14 protein-coding genes are annotated in these 16653 nt (G+C 64.0%); 7 read left to right on the top strand and 7 right to left on the bottom strand.

Features of this window, described 5'->3' with window-relative positions; all coding sequences use genetic code 11:
* Window positions 1-2: 2 nt before the first annotated feature.
* The 4 genes from ABIB06_RS05945 to ABIB06_RS05930 are packed head-to-tail and all read left to right on the top strand — an operon-like array spanning window position 3 to window position 5812.
* The gene (locus ABIB06_RS05945; RefSeq protein ID WP_354044633.1) at window positions 3-1877 is read left to right on the top strand and encodes an extracellular solute-binding protein; all 1875 of its coding nucleotides are present in this window, start codon (window positions 3-5) and stop codon (window positions 1875-1877) included.
* A 2-nt stretch (window positions 1878-1879) separates the two neighbouring features.
* Window positions 1880-2989 (top strand): microcin C ABC transporter permease YejB, encoded by a 1110-nt coding sequence (locus tag ABIB06_RS05940; RefSeq protein ID WP_354044634.1) that lies wholly within the window; start codon window positions 1880-1882, stop codon window positions 2987-2989.
* Window positions 2989-4170, top strand: a complete 1182-nt coding sequence (locus ABIB06_RS05935) for an ABC transporter permease (RefSeq protein WP_247343872.1) — start codon at window positions 2989-2991, stop codon at window positions 4168-4170. The genes ABIB06_RS05940 and ABIB06_RS05935 overlap by 1 nt, the downstream gene beginning before the upstream one ends.
* Before the next feature lie 4 nt (window positions 4171-4174).
* On the top strand, window positions 4175-5812 hold the full coding sequence (locus ABIB06_RS05930; protein WP_354044635.1) for an ABC transporter ATP-binding protein: 1638 nt from the start codon (window positions 4175-4177) through the stop codon (window positions 5810-5812).
* Between the two features lie 6 nt (window positions 5813-5818).
* Here ABIB06_RS05930 and ABIB06_RS05925 read toward each other — a convergent pair whose 3' ends face one another.
* Together ABIB06_RS05925 and ABIB06_RS05920 are read right to left on the bottom strand one after the other, a co-directional pair.
* Window positions 5819-6661, bottom strand: coding sequence for a C40 family peptidase (locus ABIB06_RS05925; protein WP_354044636.1), 843 nt, complete (start codon window positions 6659-6661; stop codon window positions 5819-5821).
* Complete coding sequence (locus ABIB06_RS05920) at window positions 6654-8024, bottom strand: leucyl aminopeptidase family protein (RefSeq protein WP_354044637.1); 1371 nt, start codon at window positions 8022-8024, stop codon at window positions 6654-6656. Before ABIB06_RS05920 ends, ABIB06_RS05925 begins: the two co-directional genes overlap by 8 nt.
* A gap of 202 nt (window positions 8025-8226) precedes the next feature.
* Between ABIB06_RS05920 and ABIB06_RS05915 the strand changes: the two genes are divergently transcribed.
* The 3 genes from ABIB06_RS05915 to ABIB06_RS05905 all read left to right on the top strand — a co-directional run bounded on the left by ABIB06_RS05915 (window position 8227) and on the right by ABIB06_RS05905 (window position 11123).
* Entirely contained in the window at window positions 8227-8430 is a 204-nt protein-coding gene (locus tag ABIB06_RS05915; protein WP_354044638.1) for a hypothetical protein, read from the top strand.
* Window positions 8431-8699: 269 nt separating this feature from the next.
* Entirely contained in the window at window positions 8700-10202 is a 1503-nt protein-coding gene (locus ABIB06_RS05910; protein ID WP_354044639.1) for a metallophosphoesterase family protein, read from the top strand.
* A gap of 93 nt (window positions 10203-10295) precedes the next feature.
* Window positions 10296-11123, top strand: a complete 828-nt coding sequence (locus ABIB06_RS05905) for a tetratricopeptide repeat protein (protein ID WP_247446282.1) — start codon at window positions 10296-10298, stop codon at window positions 11121-11123.
* Window positions 11124-11181: 58 nt separating this feature from the next.
* On the opposite strand, the gene ABIB06_RS05900 is transcribed toward ABIB06_RS05905, so the two are convergent.
* From ABIB06_RS05900 to ABIB06_RS05880, 5 genes are read right to left on the bottom strand one after another with little or no spacing between them, the layout of a single operon-like run.
* Window positions 11182-12156: a type II secretion system F family protein gene (locus ABIB06_RS05900; RefSeq protein WP_247446283.1), complete on the bottom strand. Its 975-nt coding sequence runs from the start codon at window positions 12154-12156 to the stop codon at window positions 11182-11184.
* Window positions 12157-12165: 9 nt separating this feature from the next.
* Window positions 12166-13143, bottom strand: a complete 978-nt coding sequence (locus tag ABIB06_RS05895) for a type II secretion system F family protein (protein WP_247446284.1) — start codon at window positions 13141-13143, stop codon at window positions 12166-12168.
* A 16-nt stretch (window positions 13144-13159) separates the two neighbouring features.
* Window positions 13160-14620: a TadA family conjugal transfer-associated ATPase gene (locus ABIB06_RS05890; RefSeq protein ID WP_247446285.1), complete on the bottom strand. Its 1461-nt coding sequence runs from the start codon at window positions 14618-14620 to the stop codon at window positions 13160-13162.
* Between the two features lie 19 nt (window positions 14621-14639).
* Complete coding sequence (locus tag ABIB06_RS05885) at window positions 14640-15908, bottom strand: CpaE/TadZ family protein (RefSeq protein WP_247446286.1); 1269 nt, start codon at window positions 15906-15908, stop codon at window positions 14640-14642.
* Window positions 15905-16642: a CpaD family pilus assembly protein gene (locus tag ABIB06_RS05880; protein WP_247343843.1), complete on the bottom strand. Its 738-nt coding sequence runs from the start codon at window positions 16640-16642 to the stop codon at window positions 15905-15907. Before ABIB06_RS05880 ends, ABIB06_RS05885 begins: the two co-directional genes overlap by 4 nt.
* Between the last annotated feature and the right edge of the window lie 11 nt (window positions 16643-16653).

Here is a 16653-nt window from a genome sequence, read left to right as displayed (position 1 = left end):
GCATGGCGCAGCTTTCACGCCGGCATCTGCTGGCCTTGGGTGCAGGCGGCGCGTTCAGCGCCTCCTGGCTCCGGGGCGCGACAGCGTCCGAGATGCCCGCCGAGGCCCATGGCATCTCGGCCTTCGGCGACCTCAAATACCCCGCCGACTTCCACCATTTCGACTATGCCAATCTCGATGCGCCGAAAGGCGGCGCGTTCTCCCTCATTCCGTCGGTGCGCGCGTATAACCAGTCCTACCAGACCTTCAACTCGCTCAACGCCTTCATTCTGAAGGGTGACGGCGCGCAAGGCATGGACATGACGTTTGCGCCGCTGATGGTGCGCGCAAACGACGAGCCGGACGCGATGTACGGGCTTGCCGCCAAGTCTGTAAATATATCGGCAGACAAACTGGTCTATCGCTTCACGATGCGGCCTGAGGCGAAATTCCACGACGGCACCAAGCTTACCGCGCACGACGCGGCGTTTTCCGTGACGGCGCTGAAGACCAAGGGGCATCCGCTGATCATTGTGCAGATGCGCGACATGGTCAGCGCGGAAGCGATCGACGCCACGACGCTTGTCGTGACCTTCGCCAAGGGACGCGCGCGTGACGTCCCGCTCTATTTGGCGAGCCTGCCGATCTTCTCGAAAGCGTATTATGCCTCTCGCGCCTTCGACGAAACGTCGCTTGAGACGCCATTGGGCTCGGGTCCGTACAAGGTCGGGAAGTTCGAGGTCAATCGCTACATCGAGTTCGAGCGGGTAAAGGACTGGTGGGCCGTCGATCTGCCACCTTGTCGCGGCAGCTACAATTTCGACGTGGTGCGCTATGAGTTTTATCGCGACCGCGACGTCGCCTTCGAGGGATTTACCGGCAAGAACTATCTCTACCGCGAGGAGTTCACGTCCCGCATCTGGGCCACGCGCTATGACTTCGCTGCCGTGAAGGATGGCCGCGTCAAGCTCGAGATCGTGCCCGATGACACGCCGTCCGGTGCGCAAGGCTGGTTCATCAACACGCGGCGCGACAAATTCAAAGACCCTCGCGTGCGCGAGGCCCTGATCGATGCTTTCGACTTCGAATGGACCAACAAGACCATCATGTACGGCGCTTATGCCCGTACGGTGTCGCCGTTCCAGAATTCGGACCTCATGGCAAGCGACGGACCTCCTCCGCCGGACGAGCTGAAGCTGCTGGAGCCGTTTCGCGGCCAGATTCCCGACGAAGTGTTCGCCGCGCCCTTTACGCCGCCGGTCTCCGACGGCTCCGGGCAAGATCGCAGCCTGTTGCGCAAGGCGCAGCAACTGCTCAGCGACGCCGGCCTGCCGATCAAGGACGGCAAGCGAACGCTGCCGAACGGAGAGGTGTTCAGGATCGAGTTTCTGTTGGATGAGCCTTCCTTCCAGCCGCACCATGCGCCCTACATCAAGAATCTCGCGACGCTCGGCATTGAAGCGAGCGTGCGCCTCGTCGATGCCGTGCAACACAAGGCGCGCCAGGAAGATTTCGACTTCGACATCACGATCCAGCGCTTCAGCATGTCGGCGACACCGGGTGATGCCATGCGCGCTTTCTTTTCCTCGCAGGTCGCGGCAACCAAGGGATCGTACAATCTGGCGGGGATCGCCAACCCGGCCATCGACGCGATGGTCGAGAAAATCATGGCGGCTGACAGCCGCGCAGAATTGACCGTGGCCTGCCGTGCCTTCGATCGCCTGTTCCGAGCCGGCCGCTATTGGGTGCCGCAATGGTATAACAAGACGCACCGGCTTGCTTATTGGGACCAATTCGGCCATCCGCAGAAGCTGCCGCGTTATGCCAACGGCGTCGGTGCCCCCGATATCTGGTGGCACGATGGCGGCAAGGCCGCCAAGCTCGAACAGGCAAAATAGCCATGAGCGCCTATATCGCCCGCCGCATCCTGCTGATGATCCCGACCTTGCTCGGGATCCTCTTCGTCTCCTTCATCGTCGTGCAGTTCGCGCCGGGCGGCCCGGTCGAGCGCGTGATTGCGCAGCTCTCGGGCGCCGACACCGGCGGCAGCTCGCGCATTTCGGGCGGCAGCGACTTTGCACAGCGCGCCCCGGGGCAGTTAGGGGCCGGCGGCGATGCCATCAACTCGAAATATCGCGGCGCGCAAGGCCTCGATCCCGATTTCATCAAGAAGCTGGAGGTGCAGTTCGGCTTCGACAAGCCGGCGCCCGAGCGGTTCGCGCTGATGGTGTGGAATTTCGCCCGCTTCGATTTCGGCAAGAGCTACTTCCGCGATGTCAGCGTGATCCAGTTGATCAAGGAGAAGCTGCCGGTCTCGATCTCGCTCGGCATCTGGCTGACACTGCTGACCTACCTGATCTCGATTCCGCTCGGCATCCGCAAGGCGGTCAGGGACGGAACGCGCTTCGACACCTGGACGTCGAGCGTGCTCGTGCTCGGCTATGCGATTCCCGGCTTCCTGTTCGCGATCCTCCTGATCATCCTGTTTGCCGGGGGCTCGTTCTTCAACTGGTTCCCGCTGCGCGGACTGACCTCGGACGGCTGGTCACAATTTCCCTGGTACTGGAAGATCATCGATTACTTCTGGCATTTGACGCTGCCGCTCATCGCCATGGGGCTCGGTGCATTCACCACCATGACGTTCCTGACCAAGAACTCGTTTCTGGACGAGATACGCAAGCAATACGTGATGACCGCGCGCGCGAAAGGCTGCAGCGAGAATCGAGTGCTCTATGGCCACGTCTTCCGCAACGCGATGCTGATCGTCATCGCGGGCTTTCCCAGCACCTTCATTCACGCCTTCTTCTCGGGCTCGCTTTTGATCGAGACCATCTTCTCGCTGGACGGACTGGGACTGCTCAGTTTCGAGAGCGTTCTCAACCGCGATTACCCGGTGGTGTTCGGCACGCTCTTCATCTTTTCACTCGTCGGCCTCGTCATCAACCTCATCTCCGACCTGACCTATATGTGGATCGATCCGCGGATCGATTTCGACGCGCGGGAGGTCTGATGACGCTGGCCGCCCCCACCACGCCGATCGAAACCACTGCGAAGTCGCCGCTCGGCAATGCGGTGCCGATCACGCGCAAACCGTTCGTGCCGTCGCCGCTCAACAGGCGCCGCTGGCAGAATTTCAAGGCGAACCGGCGCGGCTACTGGTCGTTCTGGCTCTTCATGATCCTGTTTGTGGTGTCGCTGTTCGCCGAGCTGATCGCCAATGACCGGCCGTTCATGATCAAATATGATGGCCGCCTCTACTGGCCGTCCGTTATCACCTATTCGGAAACCACTTTCGGCGGCGACTTCGAAACGGCGGCCGATTATCGCGATCCCTATTTGCAGAAGCTGATCAGGGACAAGGGCGGCAGCATCGTCTGGCCGCTGATCCGCTACTCCTACGACACCCACAATCTCGATCTGCCGACGCCGGCACCGTCGCCGCCGACCTGGATGCTGACGGAAGCGCAGTGCAAGCCGGTGGTCGAGAAGAAGGGCCTCAAGAGCTGCCGCGACCTGGAATACAACTGGCTCGGCACCGACGATCAGGGCCGCGACGTGGTGGCGCGGCTGATCTACGGCTTCCGCATCTCGGTGCTGTTCGGCCTCTGCCTGACCATCGTCTCCTCCGTCGTCGGCATCGCGGCCGGCGCGGTGCAGGGCTATTTCGGCGGCTGGATCGACCTGCTGTTCCAGCGTTTCATCGAGATATGGACTGCGATCCCTTCGCTCTATCTGCTGCTGATCCTGTCGTCGGTGCTCGTGCCCGGTTTCTTCGTGCTGCTCGGCATCCTGCTGTTGTTTTCCTGGGTGTCGCTGGTGGGACTCGTGCGCGCGGAATTTCTGCGCGGGCGCAATTTCGAGTACATCCAGGCGGCGCGGGCGCTCGGCGTGTCGAACGCCGTAATCATGTTCAGGCATCTATTGCCGAACGCGATGGTCGCGACGATGACGTTCCTGCCATTCATCGTGTCGAGTTCGGTGATGACACTCACGGCCCTCGACTTCCTCGGCTTCGGGTTGCCGCCCGGCTCGCCGTCGCTCGGCGAGCTGCTGTCGCAGGGCAAGTCCAACGTGCAGGCGCCCTGGCTCGGTTTCTCCGGCTTCTTCTCGGTCGCGATCATGCTGTCGCTCTTGATCTTCATTGGCGAGGCCGTGCGCGACGCGTTCGATCCGCGCAAGACGTTCAGGTAAACCAATGGACGCGATCAACCAGCCCCTGCTTGCCGTGCGCGACCTCTCGGTGGCCTTCCACCAGGGCGGCGCCACCACGCTCGCGGTCGACAAGGTCTCGTTCCAGATCAAGCGCGGCGAGTGCGTCGCACTGGTCGGCGAGTCCGGCTCCGGCAAGTCGGTCAGCGCGCTCTCGATCCTTAAGCTGTTGCCCTATCCGAACGCCTCGCATCCCTCGGGCAGCATCCGCTTCAAGGGGCGCGAGCTGATCGACCAGTCGGAGCGGGAGATGCGCGAGATTCGCGGCAGCGACATCTCCATCATCTTCCAGGAGCCGATGACCTCGCTCAATCCCCTGCACACGATCGAGTCGCAGATTGGCGAGATCATCCAGCTCCATAACCCGACCGGCAATGCCGAGGTGCGCAGGCGGACGCTGGAGCTGCTGACGCAGGTCGGCATTCCCGAGCCTGAAACGCGGCTGAAGAGCTATCCGCACCAGCTCTCCGGCGGCCAGCGCCAGCGCGTGATGATCGCAATGGCGCTCGCCAACGAGCCGGACCTCCTGATAGCGGACGAGCCGACCACGGCGCTCGACGTCACCGTGCAGGCGCAGATCCTGACGCTGCTCGCAGAGATCCGCGGTCGGCTCGGCATGAGCCTGCTCTTCATCACCCACGATCTCGGCATCGTGCGCCGCATCGCCGACCAGGTCTGCGTCATGAAGGGCGGCGAGATTGTCGAGCAGGGGCCGGTCGAGCAGGTCTTCAAAAGCCCGAAGCATCCCTATACGCGCGACCTGCTTGCCGCCGAACCGAAGCCGGATCCAGCGCCGCCGCAGCCAGATGCGCCGGTGGTGATGTCGGCCGACGACCTGAAAGTCTGGTTTCCGATCAAGCGCGGGTTGATGCGCAAGACGGTCGGTCACATCAAGGCGGTCGACGGCGTCAGCATCGCCGTGCGCAAGGGCGAGACGCTCGGCGTTGTCGGCGAGTCCGGCTCGGGCAAGACCACGCTGGGACTGGCATTGATGCGGCTGATCTCCTCGAACGGACGCATCGTGTTCCTGGGAAAAGATATCCAGGGTCTGCGCTTCAAGGAGATGCGGCCCATCCGGCGCGACATGCAGATCGTGTTTCAGGATCCGTTCGGCTCGCTCAGCCCGCGTATGTCGGTTGCCGACATCGTCGCCGAAGGTCTCTCCGTGCATCAGCCGAAGCTCTCGCACGAGGAGCGTGAGGTGCGCGTCGTCAAGGCGCTCGAGGACGTCGGGCTGGAGGCAGACACTCGCCACCGCTATCCCCATGAATTCTCCGGCGGCCAGCGCCAGCGCATCTCGATCGCGCGCGCCGTGGTGCTGGAGCCGGATTTCGTCGTGCTGGACGAGCCGACCAGCGCGCTCGACATGCTGATTCAGGCGCAGATGGTCGATCTGCTGCGTGAGTTGCAGCGCAGGCGCGATCTCACCTACATGTTCATCTCGCACGACTTACGCGTCGTTGCCTCGCTCGCCAGCCATCTGATCGTGATGCGTGGCGGCAAGGTGGTCGAGGAAGGCCAGGCTTCTGAACTCTTCAAGAGCCCGAAAACGGATTACACCCGCGCGCTGTTTGCGGCGGCGTTTCGGCTGGAGACGGCGGGGAACGGGTCGGCGGCGACGTAGCGTCCGTTAGAGCCGCTTGATCGCGGTGATCTCGCTGCCGGCTTGCTTGATCCTTGCGATTGCCGGCTCGATCGGCTCGATCACGGTTGCCATGTGATGCGCGTTGGCGTGGACCATGGTGGCGCCGTCGCGAACGATGGCGACATGGCCCTTCCAAAAAATGAGATCGCCGCGTTGCAGCTTGCTCAGCTCATGCGGCTCCAGCGCGCGGCCGAGGCCGGCCTGCTGCATGTCGCTGTCGCGCGGGCAGCCGATGCCCGCTGATGTCAGCGAGACCTGGACGAGACCGGAGCAATCGATGCCAAAACTGCTCTTGCCGCCCCAGAGATAGGGCGTGCCGACGAAACGCTCGGCGACTGTGACGAAATCCGACTCGCGATGTTCCAGCGGGACGAGATGAGCCTTGGGCAGATATTGTCCGTCGCGCGTCACAGCGAAGCTGCCGTCCTCGCGCGCGACCGCGATCTTCGATCCCATCACCAGCGTGTCTGCCGGGGGCAGCTTGATCGAGGGACCGGGGAAGGCAAAGGTTCGTAGCGCGCCGACCATGTGGGTCGGGGCGGACGAGGGCTTCATGAGCGCTGCATCCGGCAGCCAGCCGACATAGCCGTCACCGGAAAGCTGACCCCAGGCCCAGCCTTCGCCGTCGCGATCGTAGACCGTAACGCGTTCGCCGCGTAGCGCTTGTGTCAACAGCATCGCGTTCGACGACGGCTGCTGGCGCACGGGGGCGATCGCCTCGACTATCTCGTATTCCTCGCCCGTGACGAAGCGATCGGCCTGCACCTTGCCTTCGAGATATTTCGCGGCGAGGTCGCCCCGCATTGGTGTCAGCCGCGGATCATGCATAGCGCTCGCTCAGCAATGTGTAGATCGCGCGCGCGGCTTGGCATTCGCCGCCCTCGGGGCGCGCGGGCTTCGCCGATGGCGTCCAACCGTAGATGTCCACATGCAGCCAGCTCCTGGCCTGCTCGACGAACCGTTGCAGGAACAGCGCGCAAATGATCGAGCCGGCAAAGCCGCCGGACGGTGCGTTGGTGATGGTGGCCGTCTTGGAGTCCAGCCACGCATCGTAAGGCGCCCACAGCGGCATGCGCCACAACGGATCGTTCTCCCTCACCGCACATCGCGCGACGTCGGCGGCAAGCGTCTCATCATTGGTGTAAAAGGGCGGTAAATCAGGCCCCAGCGCGACGCGTGCCGCTCCCGTCAACGTGCCGAGATCGATCAGCAGGTCCGGCTTTTCTTGGTCGGCCAGCGCCAGCGCGTCGGCGAGCACGAGGCGGCCCTCCGCGTCGGTATTGCCGATCTCGACCGTGATGCCCTTGCGCGAGGTGAAGATGTCGAGCGGGCGGAAAGCGTTGCTCGAGACCGCGTTCTCCACGGCCGGAATCAGCACGCGCAGGCGGACCTTGAGCTTCGCATCCATCACCATGCGCGCCAGCGCCAGCACGTTGGCGGCGCCGCCCATGTCCTTCTTCATGATCAGCATGCCGCTCGATGGCTTCAAATCGAGCCCGCCGGTGTCGAAGCAGACGCCCTTGCCGACCAGCGTCACCTTGGGATGAGCCGGGTCGCCCCAGCCGATGTCGATCAGCCGCGGCGCGCGGTCCGAGGCCATGCCGACGGCGTGGATGAGCGGAAAATTCGTCTTCAAGTCCTCGCCGATGGTGCAGGAAAAGCCTGCACCGAATTCGGCGGCGAGATCTTGCGCGGCTGTGGCCAGCTCCTCCGGCCCCATGTCATTGGCCGGCGTGTTGATGAGGTCGCGCGCCAGCGTCGCAGCGTCCGCCATGCGGTTGATCTCGGCCGCGTCGACGCCGTCGGGCGGCACGAGGCGGACCTCGGGGCGGTCCGCCTTGCGGTACCGGGCGAAGCGATAGCTGCCGAGCGCGAAGGCGAGTGCGGCGAGCCGTGCGTCGTGCGGTGCATTGGCGAAGCGATAGATGCCCGGGGGCAACAGGCCGGGCAGGGCGCCCGGTCGGAACAGGTCGGGCGCTCTTGCACCTTCGTCCTCGAGGCCGAACAGCACTTGCGCGATCGTGCCGTCGGGCGCTGGCAGCGCGAGGTAGCCGCCCGGCTTTGCGGTAAAAGCGCTCGCGGTGGCGAACCGGCGTTGCGGCGGCGGCAGCGTCTCGGCGACCTGATCCCAGCTCGACTTGGTGACGAAGGTGATCGGGATGGCGGAGGGCGACGTCTCGAAGAAAGGCATTGGCGGGTCCGGATCGTCAGATCGAGCGGGTCATACGAACGGACGTGATTTCGCAGAGTTTCGCCGCCGCTGCAATCAGCTTTGCGCTCACCATTCGGCGATCCGCTACTCGCAGCAAGGGGGCCATGCTACGTTCCGGCCACGGCCGTCAGGTGCGGAGATCTCCGGCGGCCGACGACCAAGCCGGCCGGGAGGAGATGCAATGGAATTTGTGTGGAGCGTGGTCACATTCATGGGCCAGGCCGTCGAGGCGATTTTCGGCTATGTCGAGCATCATCATTGGATCTTCGCATTCCTTGCCGGCGGTTACGTCTTCTATCTCCACGACCGCTCCGTTCACGCGCGGTTCGATGCGCTCGACAAGCGCATCGACGAAATCCGCAAGCGGATGGCCATCGAATATTGATCGGGCGAGCGAAACCATCGTCGGATAAGGCTCGTATCTCATGCTGAGAACTGCCGTTCACGCGAGTGTGGCCGCAAGGGCTTTACTAGCGCTGCGGTTGTGGCATTATCGATAAATATTTTAGATTGTGTTGTGCGGTTCTGCACCTGGCGAGAGTTTATTCTCACCTGGCTCATCACGGCCCGGGTTGAAACCGGACTGAACCTGATCGGCGAAGGCATTTCTCTTATCTTTTGGGCGGCGCAGCATTTGTAAACAAGCGGCGCAAGATGGATAGATTGTTTGTTATTGTACACATCTCCGACCTGCATCTGGACGGGACGGGTCGGCTGCTTGCGACGATCGAGACTCTCAATGCCGCAATTCGCGAGAGGATGGCGGACTTCGCGGACGTTCCCGATCGCATCCTGATGATCACGGGCGATCTGGTAGACGACCCGACGCCGCGTGCGCTTGACGAGGCGCTCGCCGTCATTGCGTTCTTCCGGCAGAACGGGCTGTTCACCGACATCCAGGCGATTGCGGGTAATCACGATGTCAAGCGCCAGAGCCAGCGCGCAGGCCGCCACGACGTCTATGATTACCTGCATCTGCCACGCACCTCGAAGAGCGTCTACTACCGCCAGGCCGGCCTCGATCTGGTGCTGCTCGATTCCAACCGCGCCAGCATTACGACACTCGCGAGCGGCAAATTGGACGAGGGCGCCTATAACGCCATGGTTGCGGATTCCGCGCGGCTGAGCGTCGAGCTTGCGGGCAGCCTTGGGTCGGCCGGCCGCGCCGATTATGCCGAGCCGGCGGAAAACCTCGTGCGTGTGCTGGCGCTGCACCATCATCCGCTACCGCAGGCAACCGGAGAGGGGAAGCGATTTCTCGGCGTGCCCGACGAGCCGCTGATGTATCTCGCCGCGCCCGCGACCTTCCTCGAAGCGGCGACGTCGCTCAACGTCGATCTGGTTCTGCACGGGCACCGGCATGTCGAGGGGCTGACACGTTATTCGATCCCCGATCCGCGTGCCACGTCGAGCGAGAGCGGTGAAGCATTGTGGCGCACGATCTACGTCTTGTCCTGTCCGTCATCGACCGGACGGGCCGGTGACGATGCCGGCTTCAACGTCATCCATTTCGGCCCGATGTCCCATGCCGGCCGTATGGAATATCGCTTCGCGATCGCCCGCTACTCACGCTCACGCAACGACGGAGTCTTCAGGCCGCTCGATTCGAACCTGCCGCACGGCGTCGTCAGGCTGCCGGCAGGGCGGGATTTTTTCCGTGACCCGGCCGTCCAGTCGGCCATCGAGATCGACGCATGCACGGCGCTGAAACTGGATGAGGTTACAGCATTTGCCCGCCGGCTCCTGCTGCGCCGCGCCTTCTATGCCGACGGGGAGGTGGATTGGGCCAATTTGCTCCACGTCTATCTCGTCACCTCTCACGCCTGGGCCGATCTCGAAAGCAAGTTCCCGAGGTCTGCGTGCAAGCATGACGTCGAGGCGGCGTCCGTGGTGACATCGGTGCTGCGCCGATTGGTCGAGCAATCGGCCAATGTGCTCGGCATCGACGATTTTCAGCTCGACGAGCTCCGCGCGAGGCGTCTGGTCAATCGCGACGATCTTCGCCGCGAATTGCCGAGGGTGGCGCGCCCGGGCATCGATGTCGAGGTCGAGGCGCAGCAACGACTGCAATTGCTGCGGGACCTGAACGAGCAGGCGAAGGCGCTCGGCCTCGATCCGGGTCTCGGCGGCAAGGTGCCGCCGCAGACGCCGCAGTGACAGGCGGGTCGGGGAGCGTTAACCGGCCGTTAGGGTTAACAGTCTATTGCTGGCGCGTTCGGCTCGATCAATCGGCTCGAGAGTCAAAGCGTCATGCGTCAACGGTTCAGTCTCGAACGGTTCAGTCTTGCCCGGCTTCTTGCGTCTACCTCGCTGGTCGCGGCGGTGGCCATGGGCCTCGGCGGCTGCACGGCCATGTCGAAACTCTCCGACGTCACGGGCTCGATCGGGCCGCGGGCGGAAGCCGCTCCCACCGATCCCGCGCGCGCCGCTGAAGTCTATGGCGAGCGCTACCGTGCCAATCCCAAGGACGCCGAGGCGGCGCTCGCCTACGGCCAGGCCTTGCGCGCCAACGGCCAGCGCGCCCAGGCCGCCGCCGTGCTCGAGCAGGCGACCATCGCCAATCCCGGCAACAAGGCGCTGATGGCCCAATACGGTCGCGCGCTCTCCGACAACGGAAATTTCCAGCAGGCCTTCGATGTGCTGTCGAAGGCGCATTCGCCCGACAATCCGGATTGGCGCCTGCTCTCGGTGCAGGGTACCGCGCTCGATCAGATGGGTCGTCACGAGGAAGCGCGCTCCTATTATGCGAGCGCGCTGAAGATCGCGCCGGGCGATGCCGGCGTGCTCTCCAATCTCGGCCTGTCCTACATGTTGTCGAGAGATTTGCCGAAGGCCGAAGACGCGCTGCGACAGGCCTACGCCTCGCCGCGCGCAAGCACGCGGGTGCGGCAGAATCTCGGTCTGGTCGTCGGTCTCCAGGGCCGCTTCGCCGAAGCCGAGACCATCGTGAAGGCGGACCTGCCGCCGGACCAGGCCGCGGCCAATGTCGCCTATCTCAAGGAAATGCTGACCCGCAGCGCCGCCCCGCGCGGGGCCCCGAAGCGGACTCCGGTCGCCTCGCTCGGGCAGCCCGACTGATCAGACGTGATTTTCCAATGCTGAAGACAACCGTGGACCGCGCGGTCCGCGTCTTGCGTCATTGCATCGCGGAGATCTTGATGCCGGTCGGTCCGAGAATGACGACGAACAGCACAGGCAGGAAGAACAGGATCATCGGCACCGTCAGCTTCGGCGGCAGGGCGGCGGCCTTCTTCTCGGCTTCGTTCATGCGCATGTCGCGGTTTTCCTGCGCCATCACCCGCAAGGAGTGGCCGAGCGGGGTGCCGTAACGCTCCGCCTGCTGGAGCGCGAGGCATACCGACTTGACGCCCTCGAGCCCGGTGCGGCGCGCGAGGTTCTCATAGGCGACCTTGCGGTCCTGCAAATAGGACAGCTCGGCCGTGGTCAGGGTGAACTCCTCCGACAGCGCGATCGACTGGCCCACGATTTCGACCGCGACCTTCCGGAACGCCATCTCGACCGACATGCCGGATTCGATGCAGATCAGGAGCAGGTCGAGCGCATCGGGGAAGGCGCGCTTGATCGAGAGTTGTCGCTTGGAGATCGCGTTCCTCAGGAAGAGCATCGGCGCCTGAAGGCCGAGATAGGCCGCACCGACGCAGATGCCGATTTTGATCGGCATCGACTGCTCCATATGCGCGATCAGGAACACGTAGACGACCGAGCCGACGAACAACACGATCGGGGCCACCAGGCGGGCGAACAGGAAAGTGATGTAGGGCGCCTGGCCGCGATAGCCCGCCATGATGAGTTTGTCCCGCGCAGCTTCCTGCGCGAGCCATTTGGTCAGGTTGAAGTCATCGACGACTTTCGAGACGAGTTGCTTCGGCGTCTGGCGCAGCGAGACCTTTTCGCTCTTGTGAAGGCGCTCGCGCTCGCGCTGCCGGATGCGCTCACGTTCGTTCGCCACCGCCTTCATGCGCTTGGCAAGGCCTTCGCCGGCGAACAGCGGCATCACCAGCGAATAGACGGTGGCGCTGGCGGCGATGGCCGCCAGCATCATCGTCATGAAGTGGACGTCGTGAAGTTTCGAAACGAGGAACTCTACCATAAGGCACCATCAGAAGTCGAAGTTGATCATCTTCTTCATCACCATGATGCCAACCGACATCCAGACGACGCAGCCGACCAGCATGAGCTGGCCTGTGGGATGGGTCCAAAGCGTCGAGATGTATTGCGGCGTCGTGAGATAGACGAGGAACATCACGATCGGCGGCAGCGAGCCGATGATGCCGGCCGAGGCCTTGGCTTCCATCGACATCGCCTGGATCTTCTCTTTCATCTTCTTGCGGTCGCGCAGCACCTTGGAGAGGTTGCCGAGCGCTTCGGAGAGGTTTCCGCCCGACTTTTGCTGGATCGAGATGACGATGCCGAAGAAGTTGGCCTCGGGCAGCGGCATGCGATCGTAGAGCCGCGTGCAGGCCTCGCCGAGCGGCATGCCGACCGCCTGGGTCTCGATGATGGATAGAAACTCGCTGCGCAGCGGCTCGGGCGCGTCGGCGGCGACGACCTTGATCGATTCGAACAGCGGCAGGCCGGCCTTGATGCCGCGGACGATGACGTCGACGGCGTCGGGCAGCGCCTTCAGGAACTTGGCTTCGCGGCGATTCTTTAGGAAGCCCAGCGCCCAGCGCGGCAGACCGAGGCCGCCGGCAAAGGCGAGGCCGGCGGCGCCGAGCAGGCCGCCGCCGATGAACAGGGCGGCTGCGAACAGCACGCCCGCCACGACGGCGGACACGATCCAGAATTTCTGCGGCGCCCAGTCGAGGCCGGCCTGCGACAGGCGAACACTGAGCGGTACGCTCTTCTCCTGCTGGCGCCGCGCCTCGAGATCCTTGAGCGAGGTCTCGACCTGCTCGCGACGCGAGCGTTGCGTCTTCTCGGCCGCGCGGGCCGTGGGCGCCTCGGCGCGCGCGATCGAGGCGCGGCGGCTCTCCGCCTTCCGTTCCCCGGACAGCATTGGATAGAGGAAGACCCAGGCGAGGCCGCCGACGGCGGCGGTAGCGAGGAAGGCGAGGGCGAGGACCTGCATGTTCATGGCCGTGCTGACTTCCTCACGTCGGGGGTGCCACTTCTGCGGCGTCGAGTGCCGCGGCAAGGCGCTTCTCTTCGCCGTAATAGCGGGCGCGTTCCCAGAACTTCGGGCGGCCGATTCCGGTCGAGCGATGCCGGCCGATGATCTTGCCGTTGGCATCCTCGCCGACCATGTCGTAGAGGAAGACGTCCTGGGTGATGATGGTGTCGCCTTCCATGCCCATCACCTCGGTGATGTGGGTGATGCGGCGCGAGCCGTCGCGCAGACGCGCGGCCTGGACGATGACGTCGATCGAGGCGCAAATCATCTCGCGGATTGTTCGCGAAGGAAGCGAAAAGCCGCCCATCGTGATCATGGATTCGCAGCGTGACAGCGCTTCGCGCGGATTGTTGGCGTGCAGCGTGCCCATCGAGCCGTCATGGCCGGTGTTCATGGCCTGAAGCAGGTCGAAAGCTTCGGGTCCACGGACCTCGCCGACGATGATGCGCTCGGGGCGCATACGCAGGCAGTTGCGCACGAGTTCGCGCATGGTGACCTGGCCTTCGCCCTCGATGTTGGGTGGCCGGGTTTCCAGCCGCACCACGTGTGGCTGCTGGAGCTGGAGTTCGGCGGCGTCTTCGCAAGTAATGACGCGCTCGTCGTGCTCGATGTAGTTGGTAAGGCAGTTGAGCAGCGTGGTCTTGCCCGAGCCGGTACCGCCGGAGATCAGCACGTTACAGCGGACGCGGCCGATGATCTGGAGGATTTCAGCGCCTTCCGGCGAGATCGCGCCGAACTTGACGAGCTGATCGAGCGTCAGCTTGTCCTTCTTGAATTTGCGGATGGTGAGCGTGGGGCCGTCGATCGACAGCGGCGGTACGATGGCGTTGACGCGGGAGCCGTCGGCCAGGCGCGCGTCGCAGATCGGCGAGGATTCGTCGACGCGCCGGCCGACCTGGCTGACGATGCGCTGGCAGATGTTGAGCAGCTGCTGGTTGTCGCGGAAGCGGATGCCGGTGCGCTGGATCTTGCCGTTGACCTCGATGTAGACGGTATTGGCACCGTTGACCATGATATCGGCGATGTCGTCGCGCGACAACAGCGGCTCCAGCGGACCGTAGCCGAGGACGTCATTGCAGATGTCGTCGAGCAGCTCTTCCTGCTCGGCGATCGACATCACGATGTTCTTGATCGCGATGATCTCGTTGACGATGTCGCGGATTTCCTCGCGCGCGGACTCCGAATCGAGCTTGGCGAGCTGGGCGAGGTCAATGGCTTCGATCAGCGCGCCGAAGATGGTCGCCTTGACCTCGTAGTAATTGTCGGAGCGGCGGGCTTCCATGGTCGGCGCAGGCTTCGCCGGGGCAAGCGGCGGCGAGGCGACCGCCGGCGGCGGCGCGCGCGACACGGCGGGCGCCGAAGCCTGGGCAGGCTCTGACGCCACGGCGCCGGGCTTCGGGGCCCGAGTATCGGTGTCTGTTCCGCTACGCTTACCGAACACTTAACAACTCCATGCGGGGCTATTTTCCCCGCAACTTCTCAATCAGGGGTGAAAGCAACGACGATTTTTGCTTCTTCGTCTCGCTGCGGCCGGTCAGGCGCTGGGCGATCTGAAGGAACATCTCGATTGACTTGTGGTTGGCCGAGATCTCCGCGATCATCTGGCCGTTATTGGCCGCCGAGCCGAAGATCTGCGGCTCGAACGCGATCGAGACGACCGGCTGGCTCTCGATCGCCTTGGCGAACTCCGCCGCGGCGATTTCGGGCCGTTTCGGGACGCCGACCTGGTTCAGGCAGTAGAGCGGCGGTCTGTCGTTGGGCCGCGCGGCCTTCAGGAGATCGAATAGGTTCTTGGTGTTGCGTAAATTGGCGAGGTCGGGCGCTGCTACGATCAGGATGTCGTCCGCTCCGATCAAGGCGCGCTTGGTCCAGCCCGACCATTGGTGCGGAACGTCGAGCACGATGCAGGGCATGGTGGAGCGCAGCGTGTCGAACACGGCATCGAAGGCGTCGGTGCCGAAATCATAGACCCGGTCGAGCGTCGCCGGCGCCGCCAGCAGACTGAGGTGGTCGGTGCATTTCGACAGCAGGCGGTCAATGAAGGCGGTATCGACGCGATCGGGCGAGAACACGGCGTCGGCAATGCCCTGCGGCGGGTCCTGGTTGTAGTCGAGCCCGGCGGTGCCGAAGGCGAGGTCGAGGTCGGCGACGACCGCGTCCATCGCGAGATCGCGTGCGATCGCCCAGGCGACGTTGTGAGAGATGGTCGAAGCGCCGACGCCGCCCTTGGCACCGACCACAGCGATGATACGGCCGACCGCCTTGGCTTCCGGCGCCGAGAACAGGTTGCAGATCGAGCGCACGACGTCGATCGGGCCGACTGGCGCAAGCACGTAGTCGCTGACGCCGCGGCGCACCAGCTCGCGGTAGAGCGTGACGTCGTTGATGCGGCCGATCACGACCACGCGGGTGCCGGCGTCGCAGACGGTCGCGAGATGGTCGAGCCCGCCCAGGATGTCGCTGCGGCCATCGCTTTCGAGCACGATCACGTTCGGCGTGGGCGCTGAGCGGTAGGCTTCGACCGCAGCCGCCATACCGCCCATCTGGATCTTAAGATGGGCCTTGCCGAGACGGCGATCCTCGCCGGCCGACTGCACGGCGGCCGCCGTTTCCACGGTCTCGCAGAAGGCCTGCACGGAAACGCGCGGCGCAGGCGCAATATGCTCCTCGATCGGGGGGAGAGATGCCTCAGACTGCTCTTCTTGAGGCTGGCGAGCGTAGTTGATCATCTGCCGGTGTCGCTGAGTTTGGCTTTGTCGGCGTCAGGATAGGCGACGCCCGTCGCCAATCCCTTGCGATACTTCTCGAACGCGGCAGTGCGCCGCGCCGTGTAAGACGGCGTTTCCGGCCGCGGCTGCTCGAGATCCGATGGATTGTCGACCATCGCCGCGAGGTTGCGCTGATAGGCGCAGCCATAATTGTAATAGTCCTTGTTCTCGAACCAGCTCTTGTTCTTCATTGAGGGGCCGATGTCCTCCGGCCACAGGCCGCAGGGACCTGCGACCGCGGCGATCTTGGAATAGGTGAGCCGGATCGGCGGCAGGAAACGCTTGTCTTCCGGCTGGTAAGGACGCGCGTTGACGCCGCGCGGCGGAACGCCCGCTGCCGACAGCATCGCCTGGATTTCACGCATTGTCTCCGCGACTGGACGCGCGTTGGGCGTGCCGGACGGCACGTCGATCCGGATGGCGCCGGTGCCTTCGTGCAGCCAGGCCGACGCGACGCCCATCACGTCGGCGCGCTGGGCGGCGGTCAATCCGCCGCGGGCATGGCCGACGAAAACGACGATGGAGCGGTTCTGCTCCTCGATCGCGATCGGATGGCGCTGCTTGTAGTCGTCGGGAATCGAGCCCGTGACCGCTTCGTCGTGCTGGCAGCCGCCAAGGGCGAGCGCCATGCCGACGAGCGCGCCACCGAGGCGGATGGCGCGACTGCGAAGCTGGGGTGGTCTTGTGATCTTCATGAAGTCCCCGT

This window comes from Bradyrhizobium sp. LB8.2, assembly GCF_040548035.1.
Taxonomy (GTDB): domain Bacteria; phylum Pseudomonadota; class Alphaproteobacteria; order Rhizobiales; family Xanthobacteraceae; genus Bradyrhizobium.
Note: the sequence above shows the minus strand (reverse complement) of the source record. Positions and strands in the feature narration are given on the sequence as shown.